Genomic DNA, 15,620 nt, shown 5'->3' with positions numbered 1-15,620 from the left:
TGGCGTGCGGACTTCAAACTTGAAAATTCAAAATTCAAAATTCAAACGATCGGGTGGTGGACGGTGACGAGCTTCGTGCCGTCCGGAAACGTGGCTTCAACCTGGATGTCGGGAATCATCTCGGCCACGCCGTCCATCACGTCATTGCGCGTGAGGAGCGTGGTGCCGTAGTGCATCAGCTCGGCCACGGTCTTGCCGTCGCGTGCGCCTTCCATGATGGCGGCGCTGATGAAGGCGACGGCTTCCGGGTAGTTGAGCTTGAGGCCGCGGCCCCTGCGGCGCTCGGCCAGCAAGGCGGCGGTGAAGATCAGCAGCTTGTCTTTTTCGCGCGGGGTCAGTTCCACGAGGGGCTCTCTTCGGTGAGGGTCAATTCAGTTCAGTTCAGATCGGACGATGCGAGGTCACGTCGCCATCATGTCGCCGTCATGTAGACCAGAGGCGCAGCGGACGGCCCGCTACGCCATGCATCGGTTCGCGCAGCGCCAGCCACGTCTGTGACAGCAACGCGCGCGCATCTTCGGGCCGGCGTGCAAGCACGCGCAGCAGCAAAACGTTTGGCAGGCCGGGCGCATCTTGCGTGAGGCACGTGACGCCCGCGCGCAGGTCGTCGTTGTACGGCAGGTGCTCGGCCATCGATTCGGCCAGGGCATCGGTCGCGCCCTCGCCCACGGCCCACAGCGTGCCGACGACGTGGAAGCCGGCCATGCCCGTGGTCGCATTCAACATGGGCGATTGCGGGTCGAACGCTGCAGACTCGATCCACAGCGGCTGACCGTTGCAACGCAAGGCGGTGCGCATGGCGATGCGGCCTTCGGCCCAGGATTCGCCGGCGGCATGGCGGCCGAGCATGGTGGTGTCCCAGCCGATGGCGGTGGCACCGGGTGCCAGGTCCAGCGTCAGGTCGATGATCGGGCAGGCCTGGTTGAAGACGATGTTCTCTTGCGGCAGCCAGTCGAGCCGCGCGCCGGCCTCCGCCCGGATGGCAACGCGCTGCGTGGCCGTGCGGCCGAGCGACTTGTACCACTTGGTGGCGCCGGGCGTGGTCAGCACGGCATGCGCATCGGCACCGAGTTCGATGTCGATATCGAGCACGTCTCCGCCGGCAATGCCTGCGGGCGGATGCAGCATGACGGCATGGCAGACGCCCTCGCCTTCCGGATACAGGGCCTTCTGCACCCGCAGGGGCCCCTGATGCCGGCACGTGGCCAGCACGGTGCGCTCACCGCGCCGCGCAAACGCCAGGTGCAGTGAGGCCTCCCAGGACGCAAATGCAGTGGCCTGCGGCGGAACAGGAAAGTCGGGATGGCGCATCGGTCATGCAAACGGGAGATGTCCCCCATGAAACGCGGCTGCGCGCTTCATGCCGGGCCCTACCCTAAGCAAACGGAAAGGTTTTCCATCATAGCCAGATGCCGCACATTTGGCACCCGACTTTTTCACACGACTCCTGTGCGTCAAACCGCCACCAGATCGCGTACGCCATCGGCCTCCATGTTGGCGCCGTCGCCCTGGGCGATCACCTCGCCACGGCTCATGACGACGTAGCGGTCGGCAATGCTGCGGGCAAAGTCGTAGTACTGCTCGACCAGCAGCACCGACATGCCGAACTCGTCCACCAGGCGCCGCAGCGTGCGGCCGATCTCCTGGATGATCGACGGCTGGATGCCTTCGGTTGGTTCGTCCAGGATCAGCAGGCGCGGCTCGCTCATCAGCGCGCGGCCGATGGCAAGTTGCTGCTGCTGACCGCCGGACAGATCGCCGCCGCGCCGGCCCTTCATCTCCTTGAGCACGGGAAACAGCTCGTAGATGGAATCGGGCACCTTGGACGGCGCACGCTTGGCGGCCGCGCCAATCAGCAGGTTCTCTTCCACCGTCAGGCGCGGGAAAATCTCACGGCCCTGCGGCACATAGGCAAGGCCCTGCGAGACGCGCTCGTACGCGGGCAGCTTCTGGATGGTGCGCCCTTCCCAATCGATTGCACCGCTGGCAGCGGGCACCACACCCATCAGGCATTTGAGCAGCGTCGTCTTGCCAACGCCGTTACGGCCAAGCAGCGTGGTGAGCTTGCCTGTGGGGACGTCAAAGCTGACGTTGCGCAGGATGTGGCTGCCGCCGTAGTACTGGTTCAGTTGTTGGACCTGCAACATCGCGTTCTTTCCTTTTGCCTTGAGAAGGCTCTGAAAAACGTAGCGAGCGGTCCGATGTTGGCCCGAGAAGCGCAGCCGTACACGGGTACGGCGAGCATCACAGGGGCAAGATCGGGACGCGCAGTAGTTTTGCGGAGCCTTCTAACGCCCCAGATAGGACTCGATCACTCGCTCATCGCGCTTGACGGCGTCGAGCGTGCCTTCGGCCAGTACGCTGCCTTCGGCCAGCACGGTCACGCGCCCTTCTGCCCCCGCCAGCGCAGCGACAAACTCCATGTCGTGCTCCACGACCATGATCGAGCACGTGCCGCGCAGGCCGTTGAGCAACGCAGCGAGCTGCATCGTCTCTTCATCCGTCATGCCGGCGACGGGTTCGTCGAGCAGCAGCAGTTGCGGCTGCTGCATCAGCAGCATGCCGATCTCCAGCCGCTGCTTCTGGCCGTGCGAGAGCAGCCCCGCGGGCCGATAGGCTTCCGCTTCCAGATGGATGCGGCCGAGCGTTTCTTCGATGCGCTGGCGGCCGTCGTTCAGCAGACGCGCGCGCAGCGAGACCCACCACCGCTTGTCGGCCTTCATGGCCAGTTCCAGGTTTTCCCACACGGTGTGCTGCTCGAACACGGTCGGCTTCTGGAACTTGCGACCGATGCCGATCTGCGCGATGCGCGGCTCGGTCAGGCGCAGCAGGTCGATGGTCTGGCCAAGGAAGACACGGCCGGTCACGTCCGCATTGCGCGGCCCGGTCTTGCCGGTAATCACGTCCATCATCGTGGTCTTGCCCGCGCCGTTGGGGCCGATGATGCAGCGCAGCTCGCCGTGGTCGATCGACAGCGTGAGCGCGTTCAGTGCGCGAAAGCCGCCAAAGCGCACCGTCACGTCTTCGAGATACAGGATGGCGCCGTGCGAGACGTCGATCGTGTCCGGCTCGACCAGGTGGCCCATGCCCGTTGCGGTGCCGGTCTCCGCCCGGTCGGGGAGTTCGGTGAACGTGCTCATGCGTGGTCTCCGGTAATGGTCGCGGCTTCATGCGCCTTGGCTTGCGTGGGCGCGCGCTTCTTCATCCGCAGCTTGCCCACCAGCCCCAGCACACCGTTCGGCAGATACAGCGTCACCAGCACGAAGATCGCCCCGAGCACGAACAACCAGTATTCCGGCACCCATGCCGTCAGCAACGTCTTGGCCCCGTTGACGAGGAACGCGCCGATGATCGGGCCGATCAACGTACCGCGCCCGCCCACGGCCACCCACACGGCCATCTCGATCGAGTTGCCCGGCGACATCTCGCCCGGGTTGATGATGCCGACCTGCGGCACGTAGAGCGCGCCCGCAATACCGCACAGCACGGCCGAGAACGTCCACACGAACAGCTTGTAGCCGAGCGGGTTGTAGCCGGAGAACATCACGCGTGCTTCGGCATCGCGGATGGCCGTGACCACGCGGCCGAACTTGGACGTGACGATGGCGCGGCAAGCAATGAACGCCAGCACCAGCGCGACGAACGTAGCGACAAACAGCACCGTGCGGGTTGGCAACGCGGAGATCTGGAAGCCGAGGATGCGCTTGAAATCCGTAAAGCCGTTGTTGCCACCGAAGCCCGTCTCGTTACGGAAGAACAGCAGCATGGCCGCGTACGTCATGGCCTGCGTGATGATCGAAAGGTACACGCCCTTCACACGCGAGCGGAACGCGAAGAAGCCGAATAGCCACGCGAGCACGCCGGGCACCAGCACCACCAGCAGCGCGGCCCAGGCAAAGTGCTCGGTGCCGTGCCAGAACCAGGGCAGTTCCTTCCAATCGAGGAAGACCATGAAGTCCGGCAGATCGCTCTTGTACACGCCTTCGCGGCCGATGGAGCGCATCAGGTACATGCCCATCCCGTAGCCACCCAATGCGAAGAACAGGCCGTGACCGAGGCTCAGGATGCCGCAATAGCCCCACACCAGATCGAGCGCCAGCGCTGCCAGCGCGTAGCACATGATCTTGCCGACGAGCGTGAGCGCATACGCCGACAGATGCAGCGGGCTGCCCTCCGGCACGAGCAGCGCACACACCGGCGCGCCAATGCACACGATGAGCGACACGAGAACGAGCGCGGACCACCCGCGCCGCGACAGCAGCGGCATGCGCGCCGGAATATCGAGAGAGAACTTGGTCGTCGTCATATCAGGCCTCGGCGCTGCGGCCCTTGAGGGCGAACAGGCCCTGCGGACGCTTCTGGATGAACAGCACGATCAGCACCAGCACGATGATCTTCGCCAGCACCGCGCCATAGAACGGCTCGATGAACTTGTTGATGAGGCCGAGCCCGAACGCACCGATGATCGTGCCCGCCAACTGCCCCACCCCGCCCAGCACCACGGCCATGAACGAATCGATGATGTAGCTCTGGCCAAGGTCCGGCCCGACGTTGCCGATCTGCGAAAGCGCGCATCCGCCCAGTCCCGCAATGCCCGCGCCAAACGCGAACGCGTAGCTGTCGACCTTCCAGGTGCGCACGCCAACGCAGGCGGCCATCGTGCGGTTCTGCGTGGTGGCACGTACGAACAATCCCAGGCGCGTGCGGTTGAGCACCGCCCACGCAATCGCCACCACGGCCAACGCAAACAGCAGGATGACGAGCCGGTTATACGGCAGCACAAGGCCCGGCGTAAGCGCAACGCCACCGCTCATCCAGCTCGGGTTGGCTACCTCTACGTTCTGTGCGCCGAAGATCGAGCGCACGGCCTGCATCAGCAGCAGGCTGATCCCGAACGTGGCGAGCAGCGTCTCAAGCGGGCGGCCATACAGATGGCGCAGCACCAAGCGCTCCAGCGCAAAGCCGACGACGGCGGCCGCCAGGAAGGCCGCAGGCAGCGCTGCCGGGAGATACCAGTCGAAGGCGTTCGGAAAGTAATTGCGGAAGATCGTTTGCACCACATACGTGGCATACGCGCCGATCATCAGGAACTCGCCATGCGCCATGTTGATGACGCCGATCAGCCCATACGTGATGGCCAGCCCGAGGGCCGCCAGCAGCAGCACCGAGCCCAGGCTCAGGCCGGCAAACAGGTTGCCGATCAGTTCAGATTTGCGTTCCTGTGCGGCCAGACTATCGAGCGCTTGCTGTGCGGCAGCACGCAGCTCGCCATCCGCCCCACTGTCTTTCGCGAGCAGCGGTGCAATGCGTTGCCGGGTCTGCGGGTTGGTGTCGCCCGCGAGCAGCTTCAGCGCCTCGAGCTTCTCGGCATGTGTGCCGTCGTCGAGTGCGAGATTGGCCCACAGCAGATGCAGCTTGCTGCGCAGCTCCGGATCGGTCTCATGCTTGCGTGCGGCGTCGACAATGGGGCGCGACGCCGTCTCCGGATGCGCGAGCAAGGTGTCGACGGCCTGCGCGCGTACGGCACGGTCGGGCGATTGCAGCACGAAGCCGCTCGCCGCGCTGTCCACCTGGGCACGCAGGGCGTTATTCAAAGTCAGGGACTGCAGGTCGTCGGCCTTGACGGTCACGGGCTGGCCAGTGATCGCATCGAGATAGCGCTCGCCGTCCTGGCGCACCATGCCGGTGGCAGGCGCAAAGAACAGCGCGTCGTTCTGCAACGCTTGCAGAATCGGGCCGGCCTGTTCGGCAGGCGCTGCGGTGAGCGCGTTGAGCGTCTTTACCTTGGCGTCGAAATCGTCTTCGGCCAGGGGCTTGAGATCCGCCTGGGTCAAAGGTTGTCCGGCCGCCCACGCAGATACCGCGGGCATCGCAGCCAGACAGACCGCGCACAGCAGCGCGGCAAAGAATCGGGACAAGCGCATCATGGCAATCCGATACGTGGCGGCCGATGTCGAAACCGGTCCGCCACGTCGTACAGCGTCGTTCAAAGGACCGGCTACGTTAGACACATGGCCGGCCCGCCTGACCACATCACTTGCTTGCAACCATGTCAGGCTTGCCCTCGTTGCCGGGGATGTACGGGCTCCACGGCTTGGCGCGGATCACCGTCGGCGTCTTCCACACGACGTTGAACTGACCATCGCCGCGCACCTCGCCGATCATCACGGGCTTGCTCAGGTGATGGTTGTTGTTCATCACCAGCGTGAAGCCGGACGGTGCCTTGAACTGCTGGCCGTACATCGCCTTGCGGACCTTGTCCACGTCGGTGGAACCGGCCTTTTCCACGGCCTGCTTCCACATCATGATGCCGACGTAGGTGGCTTCCATCGGGTCGTTGGTAACGCGCTTGTCACCACCCGGCAGGTTGTTGGACTTGACCCACGCAGCCCACTTCTTCTTGAAGTCGTCATTGACAGGGTTCTTGACCGACATGAAGTAGTTCCACGCTGCCAATTGGCCGGCCAGCGGCTTGGTGTCGATGCCGCGCAGTTCTTCTTCACCCACCGAGAAGGCCACCACCGGTACATCCTTGGCCTTCAAGCCAGCGTTGCCGAGTTCCTTGTAGAACGGCACGTTCGAATCGCCGTTGATGGTGGAAATGACGGCGGTCTTGCCGCCCTGCGAGAACTTCTTGATGTTGGCGACGATGGTCTGATAGTCGGAGTGACCGAACGGGGTGTAGACCTCTTCGATGTCGCTGTCCTTCACGCCCTTGCTGTGCAGGAAGGCGCGCAGGATTTTGTTGGTCGTGCGCGGGTACACATAGTCCGTACCGAGCAGGAAGAAGCGCTTGGCGCCGCCGCCTTCCTTGCTCATCAGGTATTCCACCGCCGGAATGGCCTGCTGGTTGGGCGCCGCGCCCGTGTAGAAGACGTTCTTCGACATCTCTTCGCCTTCGTACTGCACCGGGTAGAACAGCAGGCCGTTCAACTCTTCATAGACCGGCAGCACCGACTTGCGCGACACCGACGTCCAGCAGCCGAACGTGACGGCCACCTTGTCCTGCGTCAGCAGCCCGCGCGCCTTCTCGGCAAACAGCGGCCAGTTCGAAGCCGGGTCCACCACCACCGGTTCCAGCTTGCGGCCCAGCACGCCACCACTCTTGTTGATCTCGTCGATCGTCATCAGCGCCACGTCTTTCAGCGACGTTTCGGAGATGGCCATGGTGCCCGACAGCGAATGCAGGATACCGACCTTGATCGGGTCCTTTGCCTGAGCAAACGCGAAGTTCGACACAGACAACAGCGTTGCGGCGGCGACGGCAGACAGCTTCAACAGCTCACGACGTTTCATTGCGGCTCCTTGGGTTTATTGGTGGCGAGAACGACTCCCCGGGGCCCAAAAGTGCAACTACCGTGCCATCGCATTTGGCTCATTCGAAGGGAAATCCGCGCCAAAACGGTGCCAAAGCCGCGCCAAGAACGCGCATTTTGTCCGCAGGATGCGCCCGCTTGGGGCGCGCGCAGACAAGCACAAAACAAGCTGAACGCAAGAGAAAGCCAAGGCAAAAAGAAAGGCCGGCATTGCGCCGGCCTGGTGAACGTACGAGAAAGCGGGACTCAGGAATAGCGGCGCGAAATCGATTCGGCCACGCAAACCGGGCGCTCCTGCCCTTCGCGTTCGATGGTCACAGCCCACGTCATTTGCGCGCCGGTCAAGGTGGGAGCATTGGGCAACGGCGGCAGCGCTTCCATTTCCACCAGATTCACGCGGGCGCGCACACGGCTGCCCACCGGCACAGGTGCGGTGAATCGGACCTTGTTCAAGCCGTAGTTCACGCCCATCTTCACGTCGGACATCTCGATCGCATTGGCCATCAGCATCGGCAGCAGCGACAGCGTCAGAAAACCGTGCGCCACCGGCGCGCCAAACGGCGACTCGCGCTTGGCGCGCTCAACGTCCACGTGAATCCATTGGTGATCGCCCGTAGCCTCGGCAAAGAGGTTCACCTGCTGCTGCGTGATCTCTGTCCAGTCGCTCACGGCAACTTCCTGGCCGATCAAACCTTTCAGCTCGTCGAGCGATTCGATGATGCGCATCTGGGTCGTCTCCTTGTTGTGATGCGATGACGTGGAATCAAGCCTTCGGGCGCCGGCCAAACAGGCCCATGCCCGTTACCGTGCAGACGAGTTCGCCGCGCTGATTGTGTGCCTCCCAGCGGTTGACGGCCACGCCGCGGTCCGGCTTCGACTGCGACGGACGTATTTCCATGCACGTGCTCGACACCGACAGCGTGTCGCCCGGATACACCGGCTTCATCCAGCGGATTTCATCCACGCCGGGCGAACCCATGCTGGCCGCCTTGCCCAGAAAGCCGGTCACCATCAGCCGCATCATGATCGAGCAGGTCATCCAGCCGCTCGAAATAATGCCGCCGTAGATGCTGTGCCTGGCGGCCTCTGCATCGATGTGGAACGGCTGCGGATCGTACTGTCGCGCGAAGGTCAGGATCTCTTCTTCGGTGACGGTGTAGGTACCCATCTGCAGCGTGCGACCGACCTCGAAATCGTCGAAGTAGAACTCGTACGATCGTGGTGCTGCTGCCTTTTCATTCTCCGCCATGTCGTCTCCTCCAAATGACAACGCCCCGCACGAATGCGGGGCGTTCAGGTTTGCCGTTACGCCGCCTGCTGGAAGCCGGGCAGCGATGCGAAGCGTGCCAGGTGATGATCCACATCACCCAGCGTCGTGTTGATCATCGTCAGCCGCTTGAACATGTGTGCGGCGGGCAGCTCGTTCGTGACGCCCATGCCGCCGTGCAGTTGCACGGCTTCCTGGCCAACGTCACGCGCGGCCTGACCGACACGTGCCTTGGCCGCCGACACATACCGCCGGCGTGCCTCGACATCGCCATCTTCAAAGTGCGCAGCGGCCAAGTACGTGATCGAACGCGCCTGCTCGCCATGGATGAACATGTCGACCATGCGGTGCTGCAATGCCTGGAAGCGCGCGATGGGCACGCCAAACTGCTGGCGGGTCTTGGTGTACTCCAGCGTTGCTGCGTTCAGTGCATCGATGAGGCCGATGGCTTCAGCGCACAACAGCACGCAGCCAAGATCGGCCACGGCGTCGATGGCCTCCCACGCTTCGCCAGCCTTGCCAAGCAGCGTCGCCGGTGCATTGTCGAAGCGGATGTCCGCAGCGTGCAGGTTGTCGATCGTGCGGTAGTCCTTGACCGTCACGCCAGCGGCATCGCGGTCGACCACAAAGAGCGACAGGCCCGACGTATCGCGCGCCTCGCCGCCCGTGCGCGCCGAGACGATCAGCTTGCCTGCCTGCGCGCCATGCACCACAACCGCCTTCTCCCCCGTGAGCGTCCAGCCACTGCCCTGCTGCGCGGCACGCGTGGTGACATTGAAAAGTTCGTAACGCGATTGGGGCTCGCCGAATGCAATGGCCAGCTTCACGGCGCCGCTTGCGACTTCTTCCAGCAGCGCTTCCTGCCCGCCTGCAAGCTTGAGCGCCTGGGCGCCCAGCACGGTAGCTTGATACGGCTCCACGACCAAGCCTCGGCCGAGTTCCTGCATCACCACCAGCAAGTCCATTGCGCGGCCGTCAAAACCGCCTTGTGCTTCTGGCACCGGCAATGCGGTCAAGCCAAGTTCGGCCAACGCATCCCAATGACCCTGTGACACGCCCTCCGGCGAGTACACCACCTTGTTGCGCGCCTCAAAGCCGTAGTCCTTGTCGATGAAGCGGCGCACTGCATCAGCCAGTTGCTTCTGTTCGTCGGTGAACGAGAAATCCATGTTTGTCTCCGCTATGTGTTCTGTCGCCGTTCTGCTCAGACGCCAAGGATCATCTGCGAGATGATGTTGCGCTGGATCTCGTTCGACCCGCCGTAGATCGAGGTCTTACGATAGTTGAAGTAGTACGGCGCAAGCGGCGCGGCATCGTTGTCGCCCGTCACGGCCTGCAAGGTGTCGCCTTCCAGGTAGCTCGGATCGAACGGCTGGGCATACGGTCCTACGGCCTCGACCATCAGCTCGGTCAACATTTGTTGGATCTGCGTGCCCTTGATCTTGAGCAGCGACGCCTCGGGGCCGGGGCCCTTGCCGGCGTTCTCGCTCGACACCACGCGCAACACCGTCATCTCCAGTGCCAGCAGCTCGATTTCCAGCGAGGCCACCTTGGCGCCGAATACCGGATCCTGCAGCAGCGGCTTGCCGTTCTTCTGGTGTTGCAGCGCGACGCGCTTGAGGAACGCCAGTTCGCGCTTGGAATTGCCCACACGTGCAATGCCCGTGCGCTCGTGGCCGAGCAGGTATTTGGCGTACGTCCAACCGCGGTTCTCATCGCCAATCAGGTTTTGAACCGGCACCTTGACGTTGTCGAAGAACACCTCGTTCACTTCGTGCTCTTCGTCCAACATGATGATCGGGCGCACGGTGATACCCGGCGTCTTCATGTCGATCAGCAGGAACGAGATGCCCTCTTGCTTCTTCGCATCGGGGTCGGTGCGAACCAGGCAGAAGATCATGTCGGCGTGTTGGCCGAGCGTGGTCCACGTCTTCTGGCCGTTAACGATGTAGTGATCGCCTTCGCGCACGGCACGCGTCTTCACCGAGGCCAGATCGGAACCGGAACCCGGCTCCGAATAGCCCTGGCACCACCAGTCGGTGCAATCAACGATGCGCGGCAGGAAGTAACGCTTCTGCGCTTCATTGCCGTACTTCATGATCACGGGCGCGACCATGCTGACGCCGAACGGCAGCACGCCAGGCGCGCCGACCTGCGCGCATTCTTCGTCCCAGATGTGTTTTTGGATGGGAGACCAGCCGGTGCCGCCCCACTCGACCGGCCAGTGAGGCACCGACCAGCCCTTGGCCGCGAGCGCCTTGTGCCAGCGAACGAAATCGTCGCGGTTCAGGCGGCGGTGGTTCAACACCTTGTCTTGGATGTCCTTGGGCAGATTGGCTTCCAGCCAGCCGCGGACTTCCTGGCGGAATGCTTCATCGGCCGCCGAGTAGTTCAGATCCATGCCTGTCTCCTGTGGTTGGCTCCCCACCGTGGCAAATCGGTGGAGAACGTTCTGTCGGACCGGCGCGGACCTGAATCGAGGCTGCTAGTGCACGGGCTGCTTGAGCGCGTCGGGCACCAACAGCGGCATCACGTCGATGCCTTCCTCCGCCAGTTCCTGCGCTTCCTCCCGAGACGTCGTCCCGCGAATGCCCCGCTCCGGCGCCTCGTTGTAATGCATGCGGCGCGCCTCTTCTGCAAACCGCGCGCCGACGTCCTCGGTATTGGCAAGGACATGGCGCACAGCCTTCAGATAGAGTTGTTGCAGGGCCGCGGGCGCTCCGCCATCGCTTTCGCCTGTCTTGTCGGCACCGCTCTTCTGGGCGGTCTCCGCACGAGACGACGACAGATTCAGGCGCGGCGCACTCGGCAAGCGCTCAACCTCGTTATGGCCGCAAACTGGGCACGTCAATAGCCCGCGCTCCCGCTGCGATTGCAGGTCGGCATCGGAGCCGAACCAGCCTTCGAAACGGTGGTCATTGGCACAGCGGAGGTCCAGCACTTTCATGATCGGTCCAGCGCATGGGGATGAGTGTATCCCCGATTCGAAAATTTGTGAACGGTCGTGCTAATTTTTTCGCACGACCGTTCACTATGGTAACAACGGCAGGAAAACGGTGTGTTCAAGCGACGGCTATAAGCGCATCAGACGGCACCCGGCACCCAGGCACCTGACAAAATCTTCTCAAGCCAGAACGTGCCGATAATGGTCTTCACGTCGGAAATCTTGCCTTCGCGCACCCAATCGATCAATTGCCCGGCCGGAGTGACGAAGGTCTCGAGGAATTCGCCCTCATCCAACATTGCCACACCCTGCTTGAGATCGCGGGCGAGATAGATGTCGATGAACTCGGTGGAATACGAAATGACCGGGTGAATGCGCGTGAGGTAGTCCCAGCGTTCGGCCGTGTAGCCGGTTTCCTCGCGCAGTTCGCGCTTACCGCATGTGAGCGCGCCTTCCTGCGGATCGAGCTTGCCGGCCGGGAATTCAATCATCACCTTACCGACCGGGTAACGGAACTGACGTTCCATCAGCACGGTCCCGTCATCGAACAGCGGAATCATCATTACCGCGCCCGGATGGATGAGGTATTCGCGGCTGGCATTGCGGCCATCCGGCAGGCGAACGATGTCTTGCTTGAGCGTGAGAAATTTGCCCTGGTGCATCAACGCAGAGGCGACCTGCGTCTCGCGCAGACCGGCATCCGGGTCCTGCGTCGCATCAGGGGTGGCATTCAGCGGGGTGTGATCGGACATGGCGCTCTCTCATGCCGAGACAGCGAGGACCTGCCCGGCGGGATTTAACGGGAATCGCGGGGATGGCGAACCAGGTATTGCCAAGTAAAGCCGGGAAACGCGAACACCAGCATCAGGCAAGCAGTGATCGCATAAAACTGCCAGCCCTGCGGAAACGCATTGCCCTGGCTCGATTCGATACCAAAGCCGATCAGCCCAACCACAACGTACATGGCAATCAGCTCGGTGCCGCGTAGCCAGAACGGCTTGCGCGGCCAGCGTGCCGGCACCAGCGCCAGCACGCGTTGGTTGACGAACGGCAGGTTGGCACAGATCAGTGCCAACACGATGACAAACAGACCGCCCGTCGAGGTGCTCATGGCGCTCGGCTTACTACGAGGCCAGCGTCAGGCGGATCGCCTGATAGCACATGGCCATCAGGCCCGCCGGGAAGATACCCAGCAGCAGCACCAGCAAGCCATTGACCGACAGCAGCGAACGCAGGCCGAACGACGCTTCAACCGGGCCTTCGTCAGTCGGAGCATCGAAGTACATGACCTTGATGACGCGCAGGTAGTAGAACGCACCCACCAGCGAGAACAGCACCGCCACGATGGCCAGCCACGGCATGCCGGCATCGACCACCGCACCCAGGACCGACAGCTTGGCGTAGAAGCCAACCGTCGGGGGCAAGCCGGCCAGCGACATCATGATGAACAGCATCAGCAGCGCAAACCACGGGCTCTTCTTCGACAAGCCCTTCAGGTCGGCGATCTCTTCCGCCTCATAGCCCTTGCGTGCAAGCAGCAGGATCATGCCGAAGCCACCCAATGCGGTCAGCACGTAGGTGATCGCATAGAACATCGACGCGCTGTAGGCCTGGGCCGTCAAATCCGGCTTGCCGGAGCTGACGCCCGACACCAAGCCCAGCAGCAGAAAGCCCATGTGCGAGACGGTGGAATAGCCCAGCAGACGCTTGAAATTGGTCTGAACAACGCCCGTGATATTGCCGATAGCCAGCGACACGACGGCCAGCACGATCAGCATGTTCTGCCAGTCGAATGCCAGCGGCAGCAAGCCTTCCACCAGAATGCGAAACGTCATCGCAAACGCAGCGACCTTCGGTGCGCCGGCAATCAGCAGCGTCACGGCCGTCGGCGAGCCTTGGTACACGTCGGGCACCCACATGTGGAACGGCGCAACACCCAGCTTGAAGCCCAGACCAGCGACGATGAACACCACGCCGAACACGAGGATCGTCTTGTTGATCTCGCCGTTCTTGATCGCGTCAAACACCTTGCCCAGCTCCAGCGAGCCGGTTGCGCCGTACAGCATCGACATGCCGTACAACAGCAGACCCGATGCCAGCGCGCCCAGGATGAAGTACTTCATGGCCGATTCGGACGACACGTTCGAACGGCGACGCAGCGCTACCAGCGTGTACGACGCCAGCGACAGCAGTTCCAGGCCCAGATAGAGCACGAGGAAGTTGTTGCCGGTGATCATCACCACCTGGCCGCCAAGTGTGAACAGGGCGAACATGTAGAACTCGCCCGCGTACATGTCACGGTCGGCGAGATAGCGGCGGGTGTACACCAGTGTGGCAAACAGCGTCAGCGCACAGAACGACGCCAGCACGTTGGCCATCGGATCGATCACGGCCATGTTGCCGAAGACGTAGTGCGTCTCACCGTTCGCAGCGTTCAACGCGAACCAAACGGCCAGCACCAGCGTAATCACCAACGAAACCGGATACGCCACGCTGCTTCGTTTCTGGCCGCGTGCCAAGTCAATCCAGTTGACGGCACCAATGCCCAGCGCGAGAAAAACGATTGGGGCAAAAGCCGCAATAGAGGAGGACGATTGCATAGTTTCTTCTCGCTGCTTACAGCTTCGACTGAGCCACGTGGGTCAGCAGGTTGACCACGGACGCATGCATGACATCGGTGAAGGGCTTCGGATACAGGCCCATGTACAGGGTGGCGATTGCCAGCACGCCCAGCATGAAGAACTCGCGGCAATTCAGGTCCTTCAACTCGGCCACGTGCTTGTGGGTCACATCACCGAAAATCACGCGCTTGACCATCCACAGCGAATACGCTGCACCAAAGATCAGTGCCGTGGCGGCCAGCAAACCAATCCAGAAATTGAACTTGACCGAACCCAGGATCACCATGAACTCGCCGACGAAACCCGAGGTTGCCGGCAGGCCGCAGTTGGCCATCGCAAAGAACACCGACAGCGCCGCAAACTTCGGCATCGTGTTCACAACACCGCCGTAATCTGCAATCTGGCGCGAGTGCACGCGGTCATACAGCACGCCAATGCACAGGAACATCGCACCGGAGATGAAGCCGTGCGAGATCATCTGAACGATACCGCCTTCAACACCGATCTCGTTGAAGATGAAGAAGCCCAGCGTGACGAAGCCCATGTGCGCGATCGACGAATATGCGACCAGCTTCTTCATGTCGGCCTGCACCAGCGCCACCAGACCGATGTAGATCACGGCGACCAGCGAAATCGCAATGATGAATGCAGACAGGCTATGGCTGGCATCTGGGGCGATCGGCAAGGAGAACCGCAGGAAACCGTAGGCGCCCAGCTTCAGCATGATGGCGGCCAGCACCACGGAACCACCGGTCGGTGCTTCCACGTGAGCGTCCGGCAGCCAAGTGTGCACCGGCCACATCGGCACCTTCACGGCGAAGGCCATGAAGAACGCGAGAAAGATCAAGATCTGCTCGTTCATCGACAGCTTGACCTGATGCCACTGCAGGATCTCGAACGTGCCACTGTGGAAGTACAGATACAGCAGCGCAACCAGCGTCAACAACGAGCCAAGCAGCGTGTACAGGAAGAACTTGAATGCCGCATAGACGCGGTTCGGACCGCCCCACACGCCGATGATGATGTACATCGGGATCAGCGTGGCTTCGAAGAACACGTAGAACAGCAGACCATCGAGCGACGCAAACACGCCGATCATCAGGCCCGACAGGATCAGGAACGCAGCCATGTACTGCGCCACGCGCTCGGTGATCACTTCCCAGGCGGCAATCACCACGATGACGGTGATGAATGCGGTCAGCACCACGAACCACATCGAGATGCCGTCGACACCCAGGTAGTAGCTGATGTGGAAGCGCTCGATCCACGACGATTTCTCGACGAACTGCATTGCAGCCGTCGTCTTATCGAAACGCGTGATCAGCGGCAGCGTCATCACAAAGCTGATCAGCGAGCCGATCAGCGACATCCAGCGGACATAACCGGGATTGCGGTCTGAGCCCGAGGCCAGCACCAGCACGCCGAAGAAGATCGGCAGCCAGATCGCAAAAGACAGAACCATTTTTGTAATC

16 protein-coding genes are annotated in these 15,620 nt (G+C 62.3%); all 16 read right to left on the bottom strand.

Features of this window, described 5'->3' with window-relative positions:
• Window positions 1-41: 41 nt before the first annotated feature.
• The 16 genes from NG898_RS04090 to NG898_RS04015 all read right to left on the bottom strand — a co-directional run bounded on the left by NG898_RS04090 (window position 42) and on the right by NG898_RS04015 (window position 15,610).
• The gene (locus tag NG898_RS04090; RefSeq protein ID WP_252691182.1) at window positions 42-344 is read right to left on the bottom strand and encodes an urease subunit gamma; all 303 of its coding nucleotides are present in this window, start codon (window positions 342-344) and stop codon (window positions 42-44) included.
• Between the two features lie 79 nt (window positions 345-423).
• Window positions 424-1,311 (bottom strand): urease accessory protein UreD, encoded by an 888-nt coding sequence (locus tag NG898_RS04085; protein WP_252691181.1) that lies wholly within the window; start codon window positions 1,309-1,311, stop codon window positions 424-426.
• 143 nt (window positions 1,312-1,454) lie between these two features.
• On the bottom strand, window positions 1,455-2,147 hold the full coding sequence (urtE, locus tag NG898_RS04080; protein ID WP_232040447.1) for an urea ABC transporter ATP-binding subunit UrtE: 693 nt from the start codon (window positions 2,145-2,147) through the stop codon (window positions 1,455-1,457).
• Window positions 2,148-2,288: 141 nt separating this feature from the next.
• Window positions 2,289-3,140, bottom strand: coding sequence for an urea ABC transporter ATP-binding protein UrtD (gene urtD / locus NG898_RS04075; RefSeq protein ID WP_232040448.1), 852 nt, complete (start codon window positions 3,138-3,140; stop codon window positions 2,289-2,291).
• The gene (gene urtC / locus NG898_RS04070; protein WP_252691180.1) at window positions 3,137-4,306 is read right to left on the bottom strand and encodes an urea ABC transporter permease subunit UrtC; all 1,170 of its coding nucleotides are present in this window, start codon (window positions 4,304-4,306) and stop codon (window positions 3,137-3,139) included. Before urtC ends, urtD begins: the two co-directional genes overlap by 4 nt.
• Window position 4,307: 1 nt before the next feature.
• Complete coding sequence (gene urtB, locus NG898_RS04065; RefSeq protein ID WP_252691179.1) at window positions 4,308-5,927, bottom strand: urea ABC transporter permease subunit UrtB; 1,620 nt, start codon at window positions 5,925-5,927, stop codon at window positions 4,308-4,310.
• A 106-nt stretch (window positions 5,928-6,033) separates the two neighbouring features.
• Window positions 6,034-7,296: an urea ABC transporter substrate-binding protein gene (gene urtA, locus NG898_RS04060; RefSeq protein WP_024975307.1), complete on the bottom strand. Its 1,263-nt coding sequence runs from the start codon at window positions 7,294-7,296 to the stop codon at window positions 6,034-6,036.
• A gap of 266 nt (window positions 7,297-7,562) precedes the next feature.
• A complete protein-coding gene (locus tag NG898_RS04055) occupies window positions 7,563-8,042 on the bottom strand; it encodes a MaoC family dehydratase (RefSeq protein WP_252691178.1) in 480 nt (159 codons plus the stop codon).
• Between the two features lie 37 nt (window positions 8,043-8,079).
• Window positions 8,080-8,565 (bottom strand): MaoC family dehydratase, encoded by a 486-nt coding sequence (locus NG898_RS04050; protein ID WP_252691177.1) that lies wholly within the window; start codon window positions 8,563-8,565, stop codon window positions 8,080-8,082.
• 56 nt (window positions 8,566-8,621) lie between these two features.
• Window positions 8,622-9,752 carry an acyl-CoA dehydrogenase family protein gene (locus NG898_RS04045; RefSeq protein ID WP_252691176.1) on the bottom strand — a complete coding sequence of 377 codons (1,131 nt, stop codon included), beginning with the start codon at window positions 9,750-9,752 and terminating at the stop codon, window positions 8,622-8,624.
• A gap of 35 nt (window positions 9,753-9,787) precedes the next feature.
• Window positions 9,788-10,984, bottom strand: coding sequence for an acyl-CoA dehydrogenase family protein (locus tag NG898_RS04040; RefSeq protein ID WP_252691175.1), 1,197 nt, complete (start codon window positions 10,982-10,984; stop codon window positions 9,788-9,790).
• 84 nt (window positions 10,985-11,068) lie between these two features.
• Entirely contained in the window at window positions 11,069-11,530 is a 462-nt protein-coding gene (locus tag NG898_RS04035; protein ID WP_252691174.1) for a DUF1178 family protein, read from the bottom strand.
• Between the two features lie 137 nt (window positions 11,531-11,667).
• Entirely contained in the window at window positions 11,668-12,279 is a 612-nt protein-coding gene (locus tag NG898_RS04030; protein ID WP_252691173.1) for an NUDIX domain-containing protein, read from the bottom strand.
• 44 nt (window positions 12,280-12,323) lie between these two features.
• Window positions 12,324-12,638: a DUF2818 family protein gene (locus NG898_RS04025; protein ID WP_092969578.1), complete on the bottom strand. Its 315-nt coding sequence runs from the start codon at window positions 12,636-12,638 to the stop codon at window positions 12,324-12,326.
• A gap of 13 nt (window positions 12,639-12,651) precedes the next feature.
• Complete coding sequence (nuoN, locus tag NG898_RS04020) at window positions 12,652-14,127, bottom strand: NADH-quinone oxidoreductase subunit NuoN (protein ID WP_252691172.1); 1,476 nt, start codon at window positions 14,125-14,127, stop codon at window positions 12,652-12,654.
• 16 nt (window positions 14,128-14,143) lie between these two features.
• Window positions 14,144-15,610: an NADH-quinone oxidoreductase subunit M gene (locus NG898_RS04015; protein ID WP_024975298.1), complete on the bottom strand. Its 1,467-nt coding sequence runs from the start codon at window positions 15,608-15,610 to the stop codon at window positions 14,144-14,146.
• Between the last annotated feature and the right edge of the window lie 10 nt (window positions 15,611-15,620).

The sequence above is a fragment of the Ralstonia mojiangensis genome (assembly GCF_023955645.1).
Taxonomy (GTDB): domain Bacteria; phylum Pseudomonadota; class Gammaproteobacteria; order Burkholderiales; family Burkholderiaceae; genus Ralstonia; species Ralstonia mojiangensis.
The sequence above is the reverse complement of the archived record's forward strand: the minus strand, read 5'-3'. Positions and strand labels throughout refer to the sequence as shown.

Excerpts from the sequence above, each read along its gene's own strand:
- NG898_RS04085 (WP_252691181.1), bottom strand. The coding sequence starts at position 1,311 with ATGCGCCATCCCGACTTTCCTGTTCCGCCGCAGGCCACTGCATTTGCG.
- urtE (WP_232040447.1), bottom strand. The coding sequence starts at position 2,147 with ATGTTGCAGGTCCAACAACTGAACCAGTACTACGGCGGCAGCCACATC.
- urtD (WP_232040448.1), bottom strand. The coding sequence starts at position 3,140 with ATGAGCACGTTCACCGAACTCCCCGACCGGGCGGAGACCGGCACCGCA.
- urtC (WP_252691180.1), bottom strand. The coding sequence starts at position 4,306 with ATGACGACGACCAAGTTCTCTCTCGATATTCCGGCGCGCATGCCGCTG.
- urtB (WP_252691179.1), bottom strand. The coding sequence starts at position 5,927 with ATGATGCGCTTGTCCCGATTCTTTGCCGCGCTGCTGTGCGCGGTCTGT.
- urtA (WP_024975307.1), bottom strand. The coding sequence starts at position 7,296 with ATGAAACGTCGTGAGCTGTTGAAGCTGTCTGCCGTCGCCGCCGCAACG.
- NG898_RS04055 (WP_252691178.1), bottom strand. The coding sequence starts at position 8,042 with ATGCGCATCATCGAATCGCTCGACGAGCTGAAAGGTTTGATCGGCCAG.
- NG898_RS04050 (WP_252691177.1), bottom strand. The coding sequence starts at position 8,565 with ATGGCGGAGAATGAAAAGGCAGCAGCACCACGATCGTACGAGTTCTAC.
- NG898_RS04045 (WP_252691176.1), bottom strand. The coding sequence starts at position 9,752 with ATGGATTTCTCGTTCACCGACGAACAGAAGCAACTGGCTGATGCAGTG.
- NG898_RS04040 (WP_252691175.1), bottom strand. The coding sequence starts at position 10,984 with ATGGATCTGAACTACTCGGCGGCCGATGAAGCATTCCGCCAGGAAGTC.
- NG898_RS04035 (WP_252691174.1), bottom strand. The coding sequence starts at position 11,530 with ATGAAAGTGCTGGACCTCCGCTGTGCCAATGACCACCGTTTCGAAGGC.
- NG898_RS04030 (WP_252691173.1), bottom strand. The coding sequence starts at position 12,279 with ATGTCCGATCACACCCCGCTGAATGCCACCCCTGATGCGACGCAGGAC.
- NG898_RS04025 (WP_092969578.1), bottom strand. The coding sequence starts at position 12,638 with ATGAGCACCTCGACGGGCGGTCTGTTTGTCATCGTGTTGGCACTGATC.
- nuoN (WP_252691172.1), bottom strand. The coding sequence starts at position 14,127 with ATGCAATCGTCCTCCTCTATTGCGGCTTTTGCCCCAATCGTTTTTCTC.
- NG898_RS04015 (WP_024975298.1), bottom strand. The coding sequence starts at position 15,610 with ATGGTTCTGTCTTTTGCGATCTGGCTGCCGATCTTCTTCGGCGTGCTG.